18 protein-coding genes are annotated in these 20,982 nt (G+C 68.4%); 13 read left to right on the plus strand and 5 right to left on the minus strand.

All coding sequences use genetic code 11. From position 1 onward, the window contains the following. Positions 1 to 87: 87 nt before the first annotated feature. From AC07Q9_RS22505 to AC07Q9_RS22565, 13 genes are all read left to right on the plus strand, one after another. On the plus strand, positions 88 to 1,134 hold the full coding sequence (locus AC07Q9_RS22505) for a substrate-binding domain-containing protein (RefSeq protein WP_307696894.1): 1,047 nt from the start codon (positions 88 to 90) through the stop codon (positions 1,132 to 1,134). Beyond that, a complete protein-coding gene (locus AC07Q9_RS22510) occupies positions 1,131 to 2,666 on the plus strand; it encodes a sugar ABC transporter ATP-binding protein (RefSeq protein ID WP_495311848.1) in 1,536 nt (511 codons plus the stop codon). The genes AC07Q9_RS22505 and AC07Q9_RS22510 overlap by 4 nt, the downstream gene beginning before the upstream one ends. Continuing rightward, positions 2,663 to 3,703 (plus strand): ABC transporter permease, encoded by a 1,041-nt coding sequence (locus AC07Q9_RS22515; protein ID WP_495311849.1) that lies wholly within the window; start codon positions 2,663 to 2,665, stop codon positions 3,701 to 3,703. The genes AC07Q9_RS22510 and AC07Q9_RS22515 overlap by 4 nt, the downstream gene beginning before the upstream one ends. Positions 3,704 to 3,717: 14 nt before the next feature. Next, on the plus strand, positions 3,718 to 4,698 hold the full coding sequence (locus tag AC07Q9_RS22520) for an aldo/keto reductase (RefSeq protein WP_495311850.1): 981 nt from the start codon (positions 3,718 to 3,720) through the stop codon (positions 4,696 to 4,698). Between the two features lie 50 nt (positions 4,699 to 4,748). Next, positions 4,749 to 5,600 carry a class I fructose-bisphosphate aldolase gene (locus AC07Q9_RS22525; protein WP_070063426.1) on the plus strand — a complete coding sequence of 284 codons (852 nt, stop codon included), beginning with the start codon at positions 4,749 to 4,751 and terminating at the stop codon, positions 5,598 to 5,600. Between the two features lie 211 nt (positions 5,601 to 5,811). Then, entirely contained in the window at positions 5,812 to 10,533 is a 4,722-nt protein-coding gene (locus AC07Q9_RS22530) for an Ig-like domain-containing protein (protein ID WP_495311851.1), read from the plus strand. Between the two features lie 50 nt (positions 10,534 to 10,583). Beyond that, positions 10,584 to 11,564 (plus strand): CgeB family protein, encoded by a 981-nt coding sequence (locus AC07Q9_RS22535; RefSeq protein ID WP_495311852.1) that lies wholly within the window; start codon positions 10,584 to 10,586, stop codon positions 11,562 to 11,564. A 120-nt stretch (positions 11,565 to 11,684) separates the two neighbouring features. After that, the gene (atpE, locus tag AC07Q9_RS22540) at positions 11,685 to 11,924 is read left to right on the plus strand and encodes a F0F1 ATP synthase subunit C (RefSeq protein ID WP_062476044.1); all 240 of its coding nucleotides are present in this window, start codon (positions 11,685 to 11,687) and stop codon (positions 11,922 to 11,924) included. A 157-nt stretch (positions 11,925 to 12,081) separates the two neighbouring features. After that, a complete protein-coding gene (locus AC07Q9_RS22545; RefSeq protein WP_495311853.1) occupies positions 12,082 to 13,287 on the plus strand; it encodes an ABC transporter substrate-binding protein in 1,206 nt (401 codons plus the stop codon). 130 nt (positions 13,288 to 13,417) lie between these two features. After that, complete coding sequence (locus AC07Q9_RS22550; RefSeq protein ID WP_139704271.1) at positions 13,418 to 14,338, plus strand: branched-chain amino acid ABC transporter permease; 921 nt, start codon at positions 13,418 to 13,420, stop codon at positions 14,336 to 14,338. Next, on the plus strand, positions 14,335 to 15,324 hold the full coding sequence (locus tag AC07Q9_RS22555) for a branched-chain amino acid ABC transporter permease (RefSeq protein ID WP_495311854.1): 990 nt from the start codon (positions 14,335 to 14,337) through the stop codon (positions 15,322 to 15,324). Before AC07Q9_RS22550 ends, AC07Q9_RS22555 begins: the two co-directional genes overlap by 4 nt. Further along, positions 15,321 to 16,076: an ABC transporter ATP-binding protein gene (locus tag AC07Q9_RS22560; RefSeq protein WP_495311855.1), complete on the plus strand. Its 756-nt coding sequence runs from the start codon at positions 15,321 to 15,323 to the stop codon at positions 16,074 to 16,076. The genes AC07Q9_RS22555 and AC07Q9_RS22560 overlap by 4 nt, the downstream gene beginning before the upstream one ends. Further along, positions 16,073 to 16,801, plus strand: coding sequence for an ABC transporter ATP-binding protein (locus AC07Q9_RS22565; RefSeq protein WP_062476058.1), 729 nt, complete (start codon positions 16,073 to 16,075; stop codon positions 16,799 to 16,801). Before AC07Q9_RS22560 ends, AC07Q9_RS22565 begins: the two co-directional genes overlap by 4 nt. 22 nt (positions 16,802 to 16,823) lie before the next feature. Here AC07Q9_RS22565 and AC07Q9_RS22570 read toward each other — a convergent pair whose 3' ends face one another. From AC07Q9_RS22570 to AC07Q9_RS22590, 5 genes are all read right to left on the minus strand, one after another. Next, complete coding sequence (locus AC07Q9_RS22570) at positions 16,824 to 17,432, minus strand: class I SAM-dependent methyltransferase (RefSeq protein WP_495311856.1); 609 nt, start codon at positions 17,430 to 17,432, stop codon at positions 16,824 to 16,826. A 17-nt stretch (positions 17,433 to 17,449) separates the two neighbouring features. After that, positions 17,450 to 18,163 carry an SDR family oxidoreductase gene (locus tag AC07Q9_RS22575; RefSeq protein WP_495311857.1) on the minus strand — a complete coding sequence of 238 codons (714 nt, stop codon included), beginning with the start codon at positions 18,161 to 18,163 and terminating at the stop codon, positions 17,450 to 17,452. A gap of 388 nt (positions 18,164 to 18,551) precedes the next feature. Then, the gene (locus tag AC07Q9_RS22580; RefSeq protein WP_495311858.1) at positions 18,552 to 19,160 is read right to left on the minus strand and encodes a glutathione S-transferase; all 609 of its coding nucleotides are present in this window, start codon (positions 19,158 to 19,160) and stop codon (positions 18,552 to 18,554) included. 45 nt (positions 19,161 to 19,205) lie between these two features. Further along, entirely contained in the window at positions 19,206 to 20,120 is a 915-nt protein-coding gene (locus AC07Q9_RS22585; protein ID WP_489060131.1) for an acyl-CoA thioesterase, read from the minus strand. Positions 20,121 to 20,215: 95 nt separating this feature from the next. Further along, a complete protein-coding gene (locus AC07Q9_RS22590) occupies positions 20,216 to 20,911 on the minus strand; it encodes a hypothetical protein (protein WP_495311859.1) in 696 nt (231 codons plus the stop codon). Positions 20,912 to 20,982: the final 71 nt, after the last annotated feature.

Raw genomic sequence — 20,982 nt, forward strand, 5'->3', positions numbered from 1 at the left:
ATAACAACTGTCGTGACACCACGGTCCACAGGTCTGCCACGCAATGGCAGGCCGAAAGCTCTGCCAGTCAACGTGAGGAGACAAAGAATGAGGCGTAATTTCCTGAAGTCCGCAGCCGCCGCCGGTATCGGCCTGGCCGGTGCGAGCGCATTTGCGCAGCAGCAGTCCGCAGCCCCTGCGGCAGGTGCCGGCCTGCGCGGCAATGCCAGCGACGTCTACGTGATGAACGTGATGGTCTCGGGCGTCGAGTACTGGTTCCCGGTCTACGAAATGATGAAGCAGCTCGGCCGCACGCTGGGCGTTCGCACCCGCTACACCGGCACGCCGGAGTACGACGTGAACAAGCAGCTCGCATCGTTCGAGCAGGAACTGGCGCGCAAGCCCGCCGGCATCCTGCTGCACCCGATGAACCCCGATCCGTTCATCGAACCCATCAACCGCGCCGCCGCGATGGGCATCCCGGTCGTGACCTTCGCGGCCGACTCGCCCAACTCCAAGCGCACCTCGTTCATCACCTCCGACAACGACCGCGAAGGCAACCAGGCCGCCGACGCCATCGCCGCGTCGCTGAACGGCAAGGGCGAGTACGCCGTGCTCGAGAACCCGGGCCAGGACAACCACGACCGCCGCATCGCCGCCTTCATCAACCGCATGAAGGCCAAGCACCCGGGCATGAAGCTGGTCGGCCGCGCCGCCAGCAACCAGGACCCGAACAAGGCCTACCAGGCCGTGCTGAGCCTGGCGCAGGCCAACCCGAACCTGGGTGCGCTGTTCATGCCCGAGGCCAACTCGGCGCTCGGCGCGGCGCAGGCCAAGGTCGAGACCAAGAAGAACATCAAGGTGATGTGCTGCGACGTCAACGCCAAGATCCTGGACATGATCAAGTCGGGCGACGTGTTCGGCGCCATCAACCCGAACCAGGGCATGCAGGGCTACATGGGCATGATGATGCTGTTCCTGGCCAAGAACCCGGGCCTCATCGACCCGATGAACGACGCCAAGCGCAACGGCACCAACCCGATGTCGGTGCCCTTCCTGGACAACGGCCTGGCCGTGGTCAGCAAGGCCAACGCCGACGACTTCTACTGGGACAAGTACCTCGCCCGCCGCGGCACCAAGGGAATCGGCGAGTGAGCACCCCTGCCGCATTGCTTGAACTGCGCGGCATCGCGAAGCGCTTCGGCGCTTCGCGCGCGCTCTCGGGCGTGGACTTCTCGCTGCAGGCCGGCGAGATCCACGCCCTGTGCGGCGAGAACGGCGCGGGGAAGTCGACGCTGATGAACATCATCGACGGCATCCACCAGCCCGACGAAGGCGAGATCGTGCTGTGCGGCCAGAAGGTCGTCATCGACGGCCCCGCCCACGCCATGCGCCTGGGCATCGGCCTGGTGCACCAGGAAATCGCCCTGTGCGCCGACGCCACCGTGGCCGAGAACATCTTCATGCCGGAAATCAACGCCGGCAAGCAGGCGTGGATGAACTTCTCCGCGCTGAACACGCGCGCCGCGACAGTGCTGGCGCGCCTGGGCCAGGACATCGACCCGGCCGCGCTGGTGCGCGACCTGAGCATTTCGAGCCAGCAGCTGGTGGAGATCGCCAAGGCGCTCACGCTCGACTGCAAGGTGCTCATCCTCGACGAGCCCACCGCCGCCCTCACCGACAACGAATCGGCCGCGCTCTTCCGCGTGCTGCACGACCTCAAGGCGCAGGGCATCGGCATCATCTACATCAGCCATCGCATGGCCGAGATCTTCACGCACTGCGACCGCGCCACCGTGCTGCGCGACGGGCGCAACGTGCACAGCGGCCCGCTCGAAGGCATGACGCCCGACGAGCTGGTGCGCCGCATGGTCGGGCGCGACCTGGGCAACTACTACCCGCCCAAGCAAGCCGGCGCTGCCGCCGATGCGAACGCCGGCCCCGTGCTCGAAGTCGACGGCATCGCCGACGACGAGCGCGTGCACGGCATCTCCTTCACGCTGAAGCGCGGCGAGATCCTCGGCATCGCCGGCCTCATGGGCGCCGGGCGCAGCGAGCTCGCCGAGACCGTGTGCGGCCTGCGCCCCGCGCGGCGCGGCGCCGTGCGCCTGAACGGCAAGACGCTCGCCATCCGCAAGTACAGCGACGCGCTGCGCGAAGGCATCGCCTACTTGAGCGAAGACCGCAAGGCGGCCGGCGTGTTCCTGGACCTGCCGATTGCGCAGAACATCTCGTCGATGGCGCTGCGCCGCGTCAGCTCGGCCCTGGGCCTGCTGCAGCGCGCCAGCGAACACCGGCTCGCGGTGCAGCTGGGCGCCAAGCTCAACCTGAAGTCGGACGGCGTGGCGATCGAGGTGTCGAGCCTGTCGGGCGGCAACCAGCAGAAGGTGGCGATCGCCAAGCTGCTGGCCACGCAGCCCGCGGTGCTGCTGATGGACGAGCCCACGCGCGGCGTGGACGTGGGCGCGAAATCCGAGATTCATCACATCCTGCGCGACCTGGCCGACCAGGGCGTGGGCGTGGTGGTGATCTCTTCCGAACTGCCCGAGATCATCGGCCTGTGCGACCGCGCACTGGTGATCCGCGAAGGGCGATTGGCGGGCGAACTGGCCCATGACGAGATGACGGAGGAAGCTCTGCTGCGGCTGGCCTCCGGACTTTGCGAACCCGAAGAGGCAATGGCATGAACTTTCCGACCAGAATCGATGCAGGCGCCGCGGCCACGGCCACAGCCGGCTCCCTGCAACCCCGCCGAACAGGAGACCCCGTGAAGCAGGCCAACAAGCTCACGAGCATGCGCGAGGCCGGGCTGGTGCTGATCATCGTGGCGCTGTGCGTCGCGATGAGCTTCGCATCGCCCTACTTCCTCACCTGGGACAACGTGCGCGCGATGCTGCTGTCCTTCTCCATCGAAGGCATCGTGGTGGTGGGCATGACCATCCTGCTCATCGTCGGCGGCATCGACCTGTCGGTGGGCTCGGTGGTGTGCTTCGCGATGGTGGTGACCGGCAAGCTCTTTCTCATGGGCATGGACCCGTGGCTCGCAAGCCTGGTGGCCATCGGCGCCAGCGGCCTCATCGGCGCCATGATCGGCGGCTGCGTCACGCGCATCGGGCTGAACCACTTCATCGCCTCGCTGGCCTTCATGGTGATCGTGCGCGGCCTGTGCCTGGCGCTCACGCAGGGCACGCCGCAGTCGCTGTTCTCGCTGCCGGCCGAGTTCAAATTCATCGGCCAGGGCACGCTGTTCGGCGTGCCGGCCGTGATCCTGATCTTCCTGGCCATCGTGATCGTGAGCGACTTCGTGCTGCGCCGCTCCAGCCTGCTGCGCCGCGTGTTCTACACCGGCAGCAACGAGAAGGCCGCGCTGTACGCCGGCATCCGCGTGGGCCGCGTGAAGTTCTGGGTCACGGTGCTGTGCTCCGCCTCGGCGGGCCTGGCCGGCGTGATCTACACGGCGCGCTTCGGCGCCGCCACGCCGACCTTCGGCATGGGCATGGAACTCAACGTGATTGCCGCGGCCGTGATCGGCGGCGCCAGCCTCAAGGGCGGCTCGGGCACCGTGCTCGGCGCCGTGCTCGGCCTGGCCCTGCTGTCGGTGGTGACCAGCTCGCTGATCCTGCTCGACGTGTCGCCTTACTGGCAGGACGTGATCAAGGGCCTGATCCTGCTCGCGGCCGTGACCATCGACCACATCCTGAACACGAGAAAGACCAAGCGATGAGCAGCGCAACCCCAATGAAGAAAACCACCCTCGGCCCCTCGGGCATCGAATGCTCGGCCATCGGCCTGGGCACCTGGGCCATGGGCGGATGGATGTGGGGCGGCGGTGACAACGCCGCTGCCGTGATCGCCATCCAGGCCTCGCTCGATGCGGGCGTGACCCTGATCGACACCGCGCCGGCCTACGGCCTGGGCCGCTCCGAGAGCATCGTCGGCACCGCGCTCAAGGGCCGCCGCCAGGAGGCCGTGATCGCCACCAAGTGCGGCCTGGTGTGGCACACGCAGCAGGGCACGCACTTCTTCGAGGAAGACGGCCACCCCGTGTACCGCTACCTCGGGCGCGATTCGATCTTCCATGAATGCGAAGAGAGCCTGAAGCGTTTGCAGACCGACTACATCGACCTGTACATCACGCACTGGCAGGACCACACGACGCCCGTGGCCGAGACCATGGACGCGCTGCTGGCCCTCAAGAAACAGGGAAAGATCCGCGCCATCGGCGTGAGCAACGCGACGCCCGAGATTCTTTCGGAGTACCTGAAGCACGGCCCGGTCGATGCGGCGCAGGAGCTCTACAGCCTCATCGACCGCGGCATCGAGACCACGCTGGCGCCGCTGTGCGCCGAGCACAACGTGGCGGTGCTGGGCTACTCGTCGCTGGCGCTGGGCCTGCTGGCCGGCCCCATCGATCCCGCGCGCGAGTTCAAGGGCGACGACCAGCGCGCCACCAACCCGCGTTTCAGCGAGGCCAACCGCGCGAAGCTCAAGGCCTTCTTCGACACGCTGGAGCCGCTGCGCACGCACCTGGGCTGCTCGTTCGGCCAGATGATGATCGCGTGGACCGTGGCCCGCGGCACCGTCTCGGTGGCGCTGTGCGGCGCGCGCGTGCGCCAGCAGGCGATCGAGAACGCCGGCGCCGGCGCGGTCGTGCTCGACGGCGAAGCGCTGCAGCTCATCGACGCCGCGGCCAAGCGCCACCTGGACGCGCTCGCCTGAGCGCGCGCATTTCTTCCCTTCCTTTTTCCTCAACACGGAGTTCTTCCTTCATGTCGAAAGACAAGACCGCGCGGCTCAACCGCCTGCTGCACAACGGCCGCTGCCTGGACATCGCCCTGGACCACGGCGTGTGCAACGAACCCACCTTCCTGGACGGCCTGGAGGACATGCCCGGCGTGATCGACAAGCTCGTGGCTGCGAAGCCCGATGCGATCCAGCTCAACTACGGGCAGTCCGACCTGCTGCAGGACCGGCCCGGGCGCGATCGCCCCGCGCTGGTGATGCGCCTGGACATGGGCAACCCCTACAACGCCGTGCACCACCGCGTGATGTGGGCCGTGCTGCAGAACCAGGACGACCCGGTGCTGCCCGCCGTGCAGCGGGACGCGGCCTGCGTGGTCGTCAACCTGTTCATGCTGCCCGACGAGCCCGACCTGTTCCGCCAGTGCGTGCAGAACATCGCCCGCGTGCGCGCCGACTGCGACCGCTACGGCATGCCGCTGATGATCGAGCCGCTCGTGATGCAGGCGCCCACCGCCACCAGCCGCTACATGGTGGACGGCGACGCCGAAAAAATCGTCACGCTCACGCGCCTGGCGCGCGAGATGGGCGCCGACATCGTCAAGGCCGACCCCACCACCGACGCCACCGACTTCCACCGCGTGGTGCAGGCCGCGCGCTGCCCCGTGCTCGTGCGCGGCGGCGGACGCGAAGACCTGCAGCAGGTGTTCGCGCGCTCGCGCGTGCTCCTGGACCAGGGCGCCGTCGGCATGGTGTACGGCCGCAACGTCTACCAGCACGCCAACCCCTCGGCGGTGGTGAGCGCACTGATGGCCATGATCCACGACGGTGCCAGCGCCGAAGCGGCCTGGAACCTCTACGAATCGGGCGGCGTGAAGTAACAGCGCCCCGGCGCTGACGCCTTCCACGCGGAAGGCGCCGGCGCCAACCAGCGGGAGAGCAAGACAGAAGAAGAAGTGGACGGCGGACAACGCATGCGTTGCCCGCCGGGGGCGCGCCTGCGCGTGCGCTTTCCCAGCAAGCGACCGAGTGACTCGAGAGAACCAAGGACAAGAGGGTTCCCTGCGAACTTCAAACAACCTGGAGGCGACGATGAAGATCCGGTATTTCCTGATGGCGTTCCTGGTGCCGTGCGTCACATTGCTGACGCATGCGGCAATCACCGGGGTCAGTCCGATGACGACCCTCAACAACATGGCCACGGCGGCTGCCGCTGTCGTGGCCGACCCGCTCCCGCTGCAGGGGCCGGGCCTGGGCAACCTCACCTACACCTCGGCGGAACTGTTCAAGCCGGTGTCGATGATCACCAGCGCCGCGCACCCGCTCGACCCGGCGCACAGCAGTGCCTACGAGTCGCGCGAGGTGCCCGCCACGTACCCGGGCCGCAAGGACTACGGCATGAACGCCGGCATCATGGTCAACGGCTACTTCCTCACCTCTTTCGCGCCGGACAGCGGCCTCGGCCCCGGCGGCTTCCTGCTGTACGACGTGTCGAACCCGCGCCAGATCAAGCTCGTCAAGAAGATCTACGAGCCCGATGACGCCACCGGCGGCCGCACCAAGGAGTTCCGCGAGACCCATTCCTTCGGCACCGCGAAGATCGGCGGCAAGACCTATGTGGTGCTGCCCAGCATCAACGGCGTGGAGTTCTGGGACTTCACCGACATCAACGACATCAAGCAGGTGAAGAAGCTGGCGCTGCCCGGCGTGAGCGGCGGCGACTACGAGAACGTGGCCTGGCAGCTGTGGTGGCAGGCCCCCTACCTGTACGTGGCCTCGGCCGGCCGCGGCATCTTCATCGTCGACGCGACGGACCCCGCGAACGCGGTGGTCGCCAACCGCGGCGCCGGCAAGCCCAACCCGGTGCCCACGGGCGAACTGGGCGGTTTCCGCATCGGCCCGATCTTCACCATGGGCAACCACATGGTGCTGACCGCGATGGAAAGCAACGGCGGTTTCGCGAGCCTGGACATCTCCGACCCGCTCAACCCCAAGGTGCTCGATTCGATCGCCGGCGCCACGCCGTTCTACTACGCGACCTGCTTCGACGGCCGCAACGTGCACGCGTCGGCGCGCGGCAGCGGCGCCAAGATGTACAGCTACGACCTGAGCGACCGCTCGCGCTTCGTGGCCGAGGACAACCGGCTCGTCATCGACGAGCAGCTGTACTGCGCCACGCAGGACAACTACGTGATCCAGGGTGCGCAGACGCGCATCCACAAGGTCGACGTGAGCAACCCGCTCAACCACGTGGAGGTGGGCCGCGGCAGCATCCTGCGCGAGGACGACCCGAACTTCTCGCATTCGGACAACGGCCAGGTCGCCATGTTCGGCAACCTCGTCTTCGTGGGCAACGACCACGGCTCGGGCAGCGGCTTCGTCGTGCACTCGGTCGAGCCCGACACCACCAAGCCCGAAGTGAAGCAGGTCTCGCCCGCCAACGGTGCGAAGCAGCAGGCCCTCAGCTCGCGCATCGGCCTGGGCATGACCGACAACATCCTGCCGGAGAGCGTGAACAGCAACACCTTCATCGTGCGCCCGGTGGGCGGCAACACGCTGGCGGGCACCTACAGCGTGCAGCTGGGCATCGTCAACTTCCATCCCGCGCAGCCGCTGCTGCCGGGCACCAGCTATGAGGTGTTCCTGCCGGCCAACGGCGTGAAGGACTATGCGGGCAACGCCATCGGCGCCGACTACCGCTCCACCTTCAACACCGGCAACGCCAGCGACATCAACCTGATGCACCACTGGCCGCTGACGGGCAACCTGGGCGACCAGATCGGCGCCAACAACGGCACCCCCGCCACCGGCGACGCGTTCGAGAGCATCGGCCTGAACTTCGCGAACCGCACCGCGGGGGTGCCGCTGAAGAACGACACCGTGGCCAGCGCGCTGGGCGGCACCGCCACGCTGAGCTTCTACATGAAGACCACGCAGGCCGGCGGCGCCAACTCCTGGACCGCGCCCGGCATCTTCGGTCGCGACCAGTCGGGCGGCACCGACGACGTGTTCTGGGGCTGGCTGGACACCGGCGGGCGCATCAAGCTCTCGGTGGGCAATGACGGCGGCACCACCTCCACCGCGGCCGTGAACGACGGCAACTGGCACCACGTGGTGCTCACGCGCGACGCGGCCTCGGGCGCGCAGGCGGTGTACGTCGACGGCGTGAAGACCACCTCGACCGGGCCGACCGGCACCAAGGGCCTGTCGACCAAGTTCCAGGTCATGGGGCAGATCCAGGGCAACACCGCGCTCTTCAAGGGCACGCTGGCCGAGGTGCGCGTGTACGGCCGCGTGCTCGGCCAGGCCGAGGTGGACACGCTGCGCGGCCAGGCCATCATCGGCGACCCGGGCCTGGGCGGCGGGCCCAAGCTGGTCAACGGCCAGCTGAGCTTCAACCCCGCGACGCTCGGCGCCAGCGGCGTGCAGTTCCGCTGGAACTTCGGCAACGGCACGCAGACGGCGTTCTCGAACCAGCCCAACGCCAGCTACACCTACACCACCCCCGGCCACTACACGGTGACCCTGACGGTGAAGGACAGCAGCGGCCGCGAGACCTACTACACCTACAACGTGACCGTCATCGCGCCGGTCACCGCGACCGCGCCCACGCACACGACCAACATCGCGGGCGATGCAAGCCGGGTGTACTCGGTGAACCCCGACAGCGGCACGGTGGCCGCCATCGACGCGCAGACCCTCGCCAAGCTGTGGGAAGTGCGCGTCGGCGACGAGGCCAAGACGCTGGCCGTGGGCCCCGACGGCCGCATCTGGGTCGCGGTGCAGGGCGAGGACAAGCTGGTGGCGCTCAACGCCGCCGACGGCTCGCAGTCGGTGTCGGTGCCGCTGGCCTACGGCAGCGGCCCCTACGGCGTGGCCTTCACGCCCAACGGCGCCAAGGGCCTGCTCACGCTGGAAAGCAAGTCGGTGCTCATGAGCTTCGACCCCAGCAACGGCGCCACCACCGGTGCGCTGGCGCTCGAGGGCGGCGTGCGCGGCATCGCCGTGAGCGCCGACTCGCAGGTGGCCTACGTCACGCGCTTCAAGTCGAAGATGACGGGCGGCCAGCTGCACAAGGTGAACCTGCAGTCGCTGACCGCGCTGCAGACCATCCCGCTGCCGGTGGACACCACGACCGTCGACACCGAGAGCCGTGCGCGCGGCGTGGCCAACTACCTGAGCCAGGTGGTGATCTCGCCCGACGGTTCGCGCGCCGTGCTGCCTTCGAAGAAGGACAACATCGTGCGCGGCCGTTTCCGCGACGGCAAGGACCTGCCGCACGACCAGACGGTGCGCTCCATCCTGTCGCAGGTGAACCTGCAAAGCGCCGCCGAGGTGTTCTCCGAGCAGATCGACTTCGACGACCGCGCCCCCGCGCGCGCCGCGCTGTATTCGCCCGCCGGCGACTACCTGTTCGTGGCGCAGATGGAAGGCAACCGCGTCGCCATCGTCGACAGCTACACCCGCGCGATTCGCGGCGAGATCAACGCCAGCAGCGCCCCGCACGGCCTGTACCTCGACGCGGCGCGCAAGCGGTTGTTCGTGAACAACTTCCTGGCGCGCTCGGTCTCGGTGCACGACGTGGCGCAGGTGCTGTCGGCCGAGACCAGCGCGGCGATCTTCCTGCAGAACGTGGCCACCGTGGCGCAGGAGCCGATGGCCGCCGCGGCGCTGCGCGGCAAGCAGGTGTTCTACAACGCGGCCGACCGGCGCATGAGCAAGGACAACTACATGTCTTGTGCCAGCTGCCACGCGGACGGCGGCGACGACGGCATGGTGTGGGACTTCACCCAGCGCGGCGAAGGCCTGCGCCGCACCATCAGCCTGCAGGGGCGGCGCGGCACCAGCCACGGCAAGCTGCACTGGACGGCCAACTTCGACGAGGTGCAGGACTTCGAGAACGACATCCGCAACGAGTTCGGCGGCACCGGCTTCCTGAGCAACGCCGACTGGGCCGCCACGCAGGCCCCGCTGGGTGCGCCCAAGGCCGGCAAGAACGCGCAGCTGGACGACCTGGCCGCGTACCTGGGCTCGCTCAACAAGTACATGCGCAGCCCGGCGCGCGCCGCGGACGGCAGCCTGAGCGTGGACGCGGTGCGCGGACAGACCGTGTTCAACACGGCCCAGTGCGCCACCTGCCACACGGGCGCCACCTTCCGCGACGGGTTGCGGCACGACGTGGGCACGATCCAGGCCTCGTCGGGCAAGGGCAGCAACCAGCCGCTGGCGGGCGTGGGCTTCGACACGCCGACGCTGTCGGGCACCTGGAACACCACCGCGTTCTTCCACAACGGCCAGGCGGCCACGCTGCAGGACCTGCTCGCGGGCGGCCACGGCAACGCCTCCAGCCTGCCGGCGAACGACGTGGTGGCGCTGCGCGAGTACGTGCGCTCGCAGGACACCGCCCCGGCGGTGGTCACGCGGCTGCGCTCCGACCTCAACCCGACGATGTGCGTGAACATCAAGGGCGCCTCGACCACCAGCGGCGCGACGGCGGTGCAATGGCCGTGCGGCAACGCGGGCAACGAGAAGTTCACGATGACGCCCGTCACCGGCGGCTACGTGCAGTTCATCGCCGAGCACAGCGGCCTGTGCCTGGCGCAGAACGGCACGGCGACCACGAACGCGGCCGTAGTGCAGGTGGCCTGCTCGTCGGGCAACACGGCGCAGTGGAGCCTGGTGGGCGGCACGGTGCGCAACCGCGCCTCGGGCTCCTGCCTGGACGTGCCGAACGGCTCGACCACGCAGGACACGGCACTGATCACCTGGACTTGCAACGGCGGCAACAACCAGAACTGGACACAGCTGCCCTGAGGCGGAATGCTTCAGGAGAAAGGCGCGCTCTCGGGCGCGCCTTTTTTTGAATGGGTGCGCAGGGAAAGCGAGCGATCGAAGGTCGGATTTTGGTAACGTGTGCGGCCCGCGCGTCCCGGCTCGGACAACAATCCTGCCCAGCCACCATGCATCGACAGTTCCACATCACTTCGGTCGGAGACCCACAGATCCTCGGCGAGATCGTCGAAGGCTTTCGCCTCGGGCTGTGTGAGCTGGGGTGCGACATCACGTCGTCCTTTGCGCAGTTGGCACCGAACCGGGTCAACATCGTCATGTTCGCGTCCGCTTCCCTGCAATGGAAGGACCTGGCCCACCTCGGTCCCGATTGCATCGTCGTCAACTTCGAACAGCTCATGGAAGGCGGCGGCGCCTTCAACCCGGTCTACCTGGAGATTCTTCGCAACAGCTACGTCTGGGAATACAGCCAGCGAAACCTGGCGCGCTACGCACAGCTGCAGATTCCCAATGCCTCGCTGGTCCCGTACGGCCACCAGCCCGGCGCCATCCATCTTCCGATGGCGGACGTGAATGCGACAACGCCGAACGAGGACATCGACGTGCTCTTCTTCGGCCACCTCAGCGCGCGCCGCCTTCACTTGCTGGAGGACATGCGGGGTCGTGGCTTGCACGTTGCGGCGCACCAATACCTTTCTCTCGAGGAGCGCAGTGCGTTGCTCGCGCGTTCGAAGCTGCTGTTGAACGTCTCGACGCACGAGAACTCGCGCATCTCCGAGATCATGCGCATGGCCGTCGGCTTCGCGGCCCGCAAGCCGGTGCTGACCGAGCTCTACGACGACAGCGAGATTCACCCGGACCTTCGCCCTGCCGTCTTCGGCGCGCCCTACGCGCAGCTGGCCGAAACCGCCGAACGACTGATCGCCGCGCCCGAAGAACGCCACGTGCGCGCCGAACTCGGGCACCAGCGCTTCGCCGCCACGTCGCAGGCAGCGCTTCTGCGGCCGGCGCTCGCCGACTACCTCGCCTGGCGCGACCTGCAGGACGCGCGCTGAGGAACGCTGGCTGGCGCTTCGTTGCGGGGCCGCGGCTGAACCATCACCTCCGAGGTCATCGACCCGCTGCGCCCATGACGCGACAGTAGGGCCATCGATCAACCACCTGGAGAAAAAACCATGACCGGCTTCAACATCCTCCCGCTCGCCGTCGCCCTGCTGATCGGCATTGCCGCACTGGGTTCGTGCATCGGCATCGCGCTGGTGGGCCAGAAGTTCCTCGAAGGGACGACGCGCCAGCCCGAGCTGGTCGACACGCTGCAGACCAAGTTCTTCCTGGTCGCGGGCGTGACCGACGGGGCCTTCATCATCGCAACCGGCATCGGCCTCTGGTTCGCCACCGCAAGTCCGTTCGGTTGACGTTTGCGTAACCTTTCGCGAGCGTCCGGCGCGGCGAAGGCGACACGGTTCACTGGCACCATTCGTGCTAGTACCGTTGACACCGAATTGTTTACGGCTAAAGTATTTAACTATCAACAGTTCAGTTGTCTCAACCCTTCCCTAGCCGGAGAACCCGATGCGCCCCACGTTCCTGAAATCGCCCGCGCTGCCGCGCACCCTGATCTCGCTGCTGCTGTGCGGCGCCGCCCTCGGGGCCTCGGTGTCGGCCATCGCCGCGCCGGTCAAGGTCGGTTTGGCCCTGGACATTTCAGGGCCTTTCGCGGCGTTGGGTGCCGAGGCGCGTGACGGCTTCGCGCTCGGCATCAAGCAGCTGAACGGCAAGCTCGGCGGGCAGGACGTGGAGTTCGTGCAGGCCGACATGGCCGGCAGCCCCGACCAGGCCAAGCAGCTGGTCGACCGCATGATCCAGCGCGACAAGATCGACATCTTCAGCGGCCCCATCGGCTCCAACGTGGCGCTGGCCGTGGGCCCGACGCTGTTCAACGCCAAGGTGCCCTACCTGTCGGCCAACGCCGGCCCGAGCCAGTTCGCCGGTGCGCAGTGCAGCCCCTACTTCTTCGGCACCGCCTACCAGAACGACCAGTTCCACGAGGCCGCCGGCAAGTTCGCACAAGACCGCGCGTTCAAGAAGATCGTGCTGATCGCCCCCAACTACCCGGCCGGCAAGGATGCGCTCGGCGGCTTCAAGCGCCAGTTCAAGGGCCAGGTGGCCGACGAGCTGTACACCAAGCTGGGCCAGATCGACTACGCCGCCGAGCTCGCGCAGCTGCGCGCGGCCAAGCCCGACTCGATCTACTTCTTCCTGCCCGGCGCGATGGGCATCAACTTCATCAAGCAGTTCGTGGGCGCGGGCCTGTCGAAGGACATCACGCTGGTCACCAGCGGCTTCTCGGCCGACGAGGACGTGATCGGCGCCGTGGGCGAGCCCATGCTCGGCCTGTTCAACACCTCGCACTGGGCGCACGACCTGGACAACGCCGCCAACAAGGCCTTCGTGGCGGCCTTCCGCAAGGAATACAACGGCCGCTACCCGTCGGTGTACGCCGCGCAGGCCTATGACGCGATCCTCGCGATGGACGCCGCCGTGAAGCAATCGGGTGGCAATGCGCAGAACCGCGAGGCCGTGGTCGCTGCCCTGAAGAAGGCCAACTACGCCTCGACGCGCGGCACCTTCAAGTACGCGAACAACCACTTCCCCATCGAGAACTTCTACCTGCGCGTGATCGGCAAGGACGCGCAAGGCAAGGTGACGAACAAGCTGATCAACACCGTGCTGACAAGCTACGGCGACAGCTACGCCAGCAAGTGCGCAATGAAATAAATAGGCTCTCCCCCAGCCTTCGCGCACTTCGTGTCGCTTCGCCAACCCCCGACCGGGGGCAACACCTGAGGCCCGGCAAAGCCGGTTCCTCGGTGTTTCCCGAAATGAATACGGGCACTCCTTGGATGCTATGAGCGGAATTCTTGTCCTCGAGCAATTGCTCAACGGCATCGGCTACGGCCTGATGCTCTTTCTTCTGGCGGCGGGCCTCACGCTGGTGTTCGGCATCATGGACGTGCTGAACCTGGCGCACGGCTCGCTGTTCATGGCCGGCGCCTACGTGGCGGCCGAAGCGCACACGCGCACCGGCTCGTTCGCCGCCGCCATCGTGGTGGCGGTGCTCGTCACCGTGGTGGTGGCACTGCTGATCGAGGTGCTGCTGATGCGTCGCCTCTACAAGCGCGACCACCTGGCGCAGGTGCTCGCCACCTTCGGCGTGATCCTGGTGGCCGACGACATCGTCAAGATGATCTGGGGCCCCTCGCCCGTGATGGCGCCCACGCCGGCCGCGCTCTCGGGCCCGGTCGAGCTGATGGACGGCCTGCCCTATCCCTCGTACCGCCTCGTGATCCTCGCGGGCGGCGTGCTGATGGCGCTGGCGCTGTACGTGCTCGTGAACCACACGCGCATCGGCATGCGGGTGCGCGCAGGCGCGTCCGACCGGCCGATGGCCGAGCTGATGGGCGTGCGCGTGGGCCGCATCTTCAACGGCGTGTTCCTGCTCGGCGCGGCGCTGGCCGCACTGGCCGGCGCGCTCATGGGCCCGATCGTCGCGGTGCAGGTGGGCATGGGCGAGGCCATCCTGATCCCGGCGCTGGTGGTGCTGGTGATCGGCGGCATCGGCTCGGTGCGCGGTGCCTTCGTGGCCGCGCTGCTGGTCGGCGTGGTCGACACCATCGGTCGCGCCTTCGTGCCGATGCTGCTGCGCGCCACGCTGCCGCCCGCCACGGCGGCCGACCTGGGGCCGCTGTTCGCCGAGGTGGCGATGTACGCGCTCATGGTCGTCGTCCTGATCTTCCGGCCCTCGGGCCTTTTCTCCGCCCGCGCATGAAACCCTCGTCACGCACCTTCGGCCTCGGGCTGCTCCTCGTGGCGCTCGCGGCCTTTCCGCTGGTCGCGCCGCTGTTCGGGCTCGACTTCTACATCGGCTTCGTGCGGCGCGTGCTCATCGTCGCGCTGGCCGCCGCAAGCCTGAACTTCATCCTCGGCTTCGGCGGCATGGTGGCGCTCGGGCACGCGGGCTTCATCGGCATGGGCGCCTACACGGTGGTCGCGCTCAGCGACGCCGGCGTGATGTCGGCCTGGATCCTGTGGCCGCTGGCCGCGCTGGTGGCCGGCGTGGTCGCCGCGCTGATCGGCACGGTGGCGCTGCGCACGCGCGGCGTGTACTTCATCATGACCACGCTGGCTTTTGCGCAGATGCTGTACTTCGTCGTCGTGTCGCTGCGCAAGTACGGCGGCGACGACGGCTACACGCTGATGTCGCGCCCCACGCTGCTGCCGGGCCTGGACCTGGGCAACGAATCGACCTTCTACTGGGTGGTGCTCGTGGTGGTGGCGCTCGCGCTGTGGTGGCTGCACCGCGCCACGCAGGCGCGCTTCGGCCATGCGCTGATGGGCATCCGCGACAACGAGACGCGCATGCGCGCGCTGGGCTACCCGGTGTTCCGGCTGCAGCTCGTCGCCTTCGCCATCGCGGGCGCGATCGCCGGGCTGGCCGGTGCGCTGCTGGCCGGCGGCAACGGCTTCGTGAGCCCCGCGACCATGCACTGGACGCAGTCGGCCACGCTGGTGGTGATGGTCGTCATCGGCGGCCTCGGCCGCAGCTGGGGCGGGCCGGTGGGCGCCGTGGTCTGGCTGGTGCTCGAGGAAGCGCTCAAGCAGCACACCGAGCACTGGCACATGCCGCTGGGCCTGCTGCTGATCGCCGTCGCCCTCTGGGCTCCGCGCGGCCTGGCCGCGCTGTCGACGAAGCGCCGCACGGTCGCAGCAGCAGCGGCTTCCGCTGCAACGGCCGCAGGGAGCGCCAAGCCATGAGCCTGTTCAGAATCGAAGGGTTGGTCAAGCGCTTCGGCGGCCTGCTGGCGACCGACCATGTGAACCTCACGGTGGAGCGCGGCGAGGTGCACGCGCTCATCGGTCCCAACGGCGCGGGCAAGACCACGCTGGTGAACCTCATCACCGGCCTGCTGGAGGCCGACGCGGGCCGGCTGATGCTCGACGGACAGGACATCACGGCCTACAAGGACCACCAGCGCGTGGCCGCCGGCATGTCGCGCTGCTTCCAGGTGACGCGCGTGTTCGCGAAAGAAACCGTTCACGACAACCTGATGCTCGCGGCACAGGCCCATGCGGGAAGCAGCCTGCGTTTCCTCGCGCCGCGCGCCAACGAACGCGACCTCGTCGACCGCGCCCACGCGTTGGCCGACCGCGTGGGCCTGGGCAGCGAGCGCCACCGCATCGCGGGCACGCTGCCGCACGGCGCGCAGCGCGCGCTCGACGTGGCACTGGCGCTGGCCGCCGAACCCAAGCTGCTGCTGCTCGACGAACCGATGGCCGGCATGGGCCCCGACGAGTCGGCGCGCATGGTCGACCTCATCGAATCGCTGCGCGAATCGATGGCCATCCTGCTCATCGAGCACGACATGGACGCCGTGTTCCGCCTCGCCAACCGCCTCACGGTGCTGGTGCAGGGCAAGGTGCTGATGAGCGGCACGGCCGACGAAGTGCGGGGCCACCCGGACGTACAAGCCGTGTACCTCGGCACCGAAGCGGAAGGACACGCATGAGCACGACGACCACGACATCCACCCTGCTCGAGGCCACCGCCATCGAAGCCGGCTACGGCGCCAGCCAGGTGCTGTTCGGCATCGACGTGCGCGTCGGTGCGGGCGAAGTGATGGCGCTGCTGGGCCGCAACGGCATGGGCAAGAGCACGCTGCTGAAGGTGCTGACCGGCACGATCGCACCGATGCGCGGCGGCGTGCAGTTCTGCGGCGCGGCCATCGGCGGCCACCGGCCCGACGCCATCGCGCGGCGCGGCATGGCCATCGTGCCCGAGGGGCGCCACGTGTTCCCCAACCTCAGCGTGGACGAGCACCTGCGCGCCTTCGCACGCCCCCGCCCCGGCAGCGCGCCGCGCTGGACCGTGGAGGCGCTCTACAAGCTCTTTCCGCGCCTGTCGGAGCGCAAGGCCAACGCGGGCAACCAGCTCTCGGGCGGCGAGCAGCAGATGCTGGCCATTGCCCGTGCGCTGTCGACGCACCCGCGCCTGCTGATCCTGGACGAAGCCACCGAAGGCCTGGCGCCGGTGATCCGCGAGGAGATCTGGCACTGCATCGCCACGCTCAAGTCCGAGGGCGAGGCGATCCTGGTGGTCGACAAGTACGTGCAGCGCCTGCTGCCGCTGGCCGACCGCCACGTGATCCTCGAACGCGGGCGCGTGGTGTGGCAGGGCGACTCGGCCGCGCTCGACGCCGACCGGTCGCTGTGGACGCGCTACCTGGGCGTGTGAGCCGGCGTTCGTCCGCTCGCTGCTAGCGCGGACGGCACGCCAGGAAGTTGGCCCAGGTCACGTTGTCGCGGCCGATCCACTGGCTGTCCCATTGCAGGTCAAGGCCCGCCGCTGCCAGCGCGTCGGCGAACGCGTCCTTCGGCCAGTACACGGTCTGGTAGTCGCCGAGGGTCTCGCCTTCGCCGATGCGCATGGCTGCGAGAAAAACCCCGCCGGGCGCGAGCGCATCGAACACCTTGCGCAGCACCGGCGCGATGTGCGCGCGATCGACATGGATCAGCACACACATCGCAAGGACCGCGTCGTAGGGACCGCCCAGCGCATCCGTGACGACGTTGAGCAGCTCGCCCTTCTTGCCGCGCTCGGCCTGCAGGTCGAGAAACGCCTGGACCGCATCGGTGCGTCTCACGACCCCGCCCAGGGATTCGACGAAGTCGGCGTCCTGCCCCGACCCGGAGCCGATCTCGAGCACGGTGCCGCCGGCGGGCACGCGCTGCATCATGCGGCGCACCGCCTCCTCGATCTCGGGTGGCCGGTGGCCCGCGACGATCGCGTTGTAGTCGCGCGCGGACGCTTCGTAGGACGCAAGGGTGCGGTCCATGTGCTGGCGCACCGGGGTGGGGGCGGTCATGGGCGCCTTTGCCGGGTTCAGACCGAGCGCGTGATGCCGCCGTCCACGCGCAGGTTCTGCCCCGTGATGTAGCCCGCGCCCTCGGAAGCCAGGAAGCCGATGGTGGCGGCGATCTCGGCGCTGCGGCCGTAGCGGCCCATCGGGATGCGTTCGCGGAACACGTCCTTCTCGGGCAGGCTGTCGATGAAGCCGGGCAGCACGTTGTTCATGCGCACGTTGTGCTTGGCGTACTGGTCGGCGAAGAGCTTGGTGAAGGCCGCGAGGCCGGCGCGGAACACGCCCGAGGTCGGGAACACCGGGTCGGGCTCGAAGGCGGCGAAGGTCGAGATGTTGATGATCGCGCCGCCGCCCTGCTTCACCATGTGCGGTGCCACGAGGCGCGCGGGGCGCACGGCGCTCAAAAAGTAGACGTCCATGCCGCGATGCCAGTCGTCGTCGCTGATCTCCAGGATCGGCGCGCGCGGGCCGTGGCCGGCGCTGTTCACGAGCACGTCGATGCGGCCCCATTCGGCCATGACCTTGTCCACGAGGCGCTGGATGTCGTCGTTCGACTGGTTGGAGCCGGTGACGCCGAGGCCGCCGAGTTCCTGCGCCAGCGCCTCGCCCTTGCCCGACGAGGACAGGATGGCCACGCGAAAGCCGTCGTCCGCGAGCTTGCGCGCCGCGGCGGCGCCCATGCCGCTGCCGCCGGCGGTGACGATGGCTACTTTTTGGGGGGTGTCTGAAGGCATGCGGGCTCCTTGGGTTCGTTCAATCGAAACCCGCATTGTGGCGAGGGCGCCATGGGTTGGGGCGCGTTCGGGGAAGTGCTTTGTGGGGGTTGCTTTGGGGGCGCGATTGTTCAGGGCGCGTGCACAGGCCACCGGGTACTTCCCTCCGCGAATGTCCCCCGGGCTTCGCCCTCCTCCTTGATTTCGCTGCGGGAAGCACCCAGTGTCCTGCGCCCGCTGAGCGCTGTCGTGGTGCCGGCCGATCAACGACCGCACTGATGACGCTCACGTCGATGCGGTGCCTTGCGCAGCGAAATCAAGGAGGAGGGGCGAAGCCCCGGGGGACATTCGCGGAGCAAGGTACCGCGTCGGCGGGAGCGTCGCCCTGAACAACAGCAGCAACAGCGAATCAGGCCGTCGGCAACGTGGCCTGCATCGACGGCCGGTGGTTGAACACGGCGAACCACTTCGCGCTGTTCGGCGCCTGGGCGCGCCAGTCCACCGAGGGAAAGCGGAAGTCCATGTAGCCCAGCGCGCAGCCGAAGGCGATGGTGCCGATGTCGACGCGATCGCCGAACGACGACGCCGCCGCTTCCAGCCATTCGAGGCCGGTGCGCACCTTGTCGAGCTGGCCGTCGGTCCAGTCGCTCCAGCGCAGCGCCTCGGGGCGCAGCATGGTCTCGTAGCGCGCGAGCAGCGCGGCGCCGGTCATGCCGTCGGCCAATGACAGCTCGGTCAGGCGCGCCCAGCGCGCGGGCCCGCTGGCCGGGAACAGGCCGCCGGCGTGCACGGTGTCGAGGTACTCGCAGATCACGCGGCTGTCGAACAGCGCCTGGCCGTCGTCGGTGAGGAAGGTCGGCACCTGGCCCAGCGGGTTGGTCGGCAGGATGCGGGCGTCGCGCTTCACCGGGCCGGCGGCGCTGGGCAGCTTCTCGATGCGGTCGGCCACGCCCAGCTCGTGGGCCACGACCATGCACTTGCGCACGAAAGGAGACGCGGGAGAGAAGAAGATCTTCATGGCCGGAGCGATCGAGTGAGTGTTGAAGAAAAAGAGGCGGACCGTTCAGCCCGTGATCGGCGTGCGCGGCGATCCCGGCTTGCGGATGCGCAGCATGCCCTCTTGCGCCGCCGAGGCCACGAGGCGGCCGTCGCGCGTGTAGAGGCTGCCGCGGCACAGGCCGCGCGCGCCGCCCGCGCTGGGCGAGTCGACCACGTAGAGCAGCCAGTCGTCGAAACGGAAATCGCGGTGGAACCACATCGCGTGGTCCAGGCTGGCGGGGCGCACCTGGCCGCTCATGAAGCTCAGGCCGTGCGGCAGCATCGCGGCGCGCAGCAGGCCGTGGTCGGAGGCGTAGGCCAGCAGCGCGCGGTGCACCGTCGGGTCGTCGGGCAGCGGCGCGATGGCGCGCATCCAGATGGCGCTCTGGTTCTCGGTGGGGCGCACCTCGGGCCGCAGCAGGTCTTCGGGGTCGACGCGCCGGTACTCGATGCCGTGCGGCTGGATGGCCTTGGAGCGCCAGGGCTCGGGCAGGCGGTCGCCGAGCGCGATGCGCTGGTCGAGTTCGCTGGTCAGGCCCTCGGGGCCTTCGACCGCGGGCATGGGGAACTGGTGCTCGACCCCCTCGTCCACGGTCTGGAACGAGGCCGACATCTCGAAAATGATGCGGTCCTGCTGGCGCGCCACCACATGGCGCGTGGTGAAGCTGCGGCCATCGCGCACGCGGTCGACGCTGTACTCGATGGGCGCGTGCTCGCCGGGCAGCAGGAAGTAGGCGTGCATCGAATGCACCGGGCGCTCGGCGCCCACCGTGAGGCTGGCGGCCCTGAGCGACTGGCCGAGCACCTGGCCGCCGAAGACGGCGGGGGTGCCGATGTCCTCGCTCTGGGCCAGGAAGCGGTCGCCGCCCAGCGGTTCGAGCTGCATGAGGGCGACGAGGTCGGCAACGAGGCGGGCGGCAAGGACGGGTTCGGGGGTCATCGGGGGAAGGGATTCAGCGCAGAAAAGCAATCCACGACGATAGCAAAGGCCGGGCCCGCGCGCTGTCGCGGCCCGGTCAGCGGCCCCCGGCGGGCCTACTTGAAGAAGCAGATGTCCAGCATCAGGCGCAGGCTGCAGCCGTAGTCGGTGCCGCCGTCCACGACGCGCACCGGCACACCGCCCAGCAGCGTCGAACCGTCGGCGGCATACGCCAGCGGCGAGGGCGCCGCCTTGGTGAACGGGCCGCTCAGCGTTTCCTGCTCGACGTACGGAAGGTACTGGCGGCGGGAAAAGTCGATCTTGTCGGCCGACTTCAGCGCCACCGCCGCGTAGCGCGTGCCGTAGACCGTGCCGAAGTAGCGCAGCATCGGCCCGGTGCGGTCGCCGTACTTCACATCGGCCTTCGCGAAGCCGGTCTGGATGAGAAAGCTGCGGTCCTCGGGCGTGAGGTCGGCGTCCAGGGCTAGCAGCACGTACTGGCCTTCGAAGCTCTGGTTGCGCGCCACCTTCAGTTCGCCGATGAGCGCGGGCGTGACCTTGGTGCGGCCTTCCCAGCGCAGCAGCGCGGCCACGGACGGGTCGCCGTCGAACACGTAGTGGTAGTTCTCGCCGACGATGGCGACCTTGCGGCCGTCCTTGGCCGCCACGAAGCTCAGCACGCGGTCCTTGCCGTGGACGGGGTCGCCCTCGGGGGTGCTGGCGCAGCCCACCTGCAGCAGGCCGACGGCGGCGCAGGCCAGCGCCAGGAAGAAGCGACGCGCGGGGGTCGACAGCGAAGAAAAGAGAGGCACGGTGTGTCCGGGGTTCGAGTTCATCCAGCCCCGGACTCTAGCGCCGCGCCGCGCTCAGAAGGTGTGAATGA

This window comes from Variovorax sp. GW821-FHT09A10 (assembly GCF_059418385.1).